The organism is Streptococcus cristatus, assembly GCF_003944225.1.
Lineage (GTDB): Bacteria > Bacillota > Bacilli > Lactobacillales > Streptococcaceae > Streptococcus > Streptococcus cristatus_K.
Window position 1 is genome coordinate 1 of record NZ_RJPN01000043.1, and the last position, 528, is coordinate 528.

Below are 528 nucleotides of genomic sequence, written 5' to 3' on the forward strand. Positions count from 1 at the left end.
ACTAGCTAAGGTTGTTGATAACAACAACGGCACCCATACTGTTCAAGTCGGTTTGGATAAGAATGGAAATGGTGAGCTTGATCCAGACGAAGTAACATCTTCTACAGTCATTAAAGATGGAAAAGCTGGTGCAACTGGAGCTACAGGTGCTACCGGTGCAACAGGAGCTAAGGGTGATAAAGGTGAAACAGGCGCAACAGGTGCNACTGGNGCTAAAGGAGAAGATGGCAAGCCATCATTAGCCCAAGTNGTNGATAATAACAACGGCACGCACACTGTTAAAGTTGGTCTGGATAAGAACGGCAATGGCCAATTGGATCCAGACGAAGTAACCTCATCTACCATTGTTAAAGATGGTAAGGACGGAAAATCTCCACTAGCTAAGGTTGTTGATAACAACAACGGCACCCATACTGTTCAAGTCGGTTTGGATAAGAATGGAAATGGTGAGCTTGATCCAGACGAAGTAACATCTTCTACAGTCATTAAAGATGGAAAAGCTGGTGCAACTGGAGCTACAGGTGCTAC

At 44.8% G+C, this 528-nt stretch carries 1 protein-coding gene; it reads left to right on the forward strand.

Annotation, left to right across the window (positions count from 1 at the left end):
* Positions 1–52: 52 nt before the first annotated feature.
* Positions 53–528 (forward strand): collagen-flanked surface repeat-containing protein (locus tag D8797_RS10140; protein WP_446677503.1); only part of this gene is annotated, 476 nt, incomplete at its 3' end.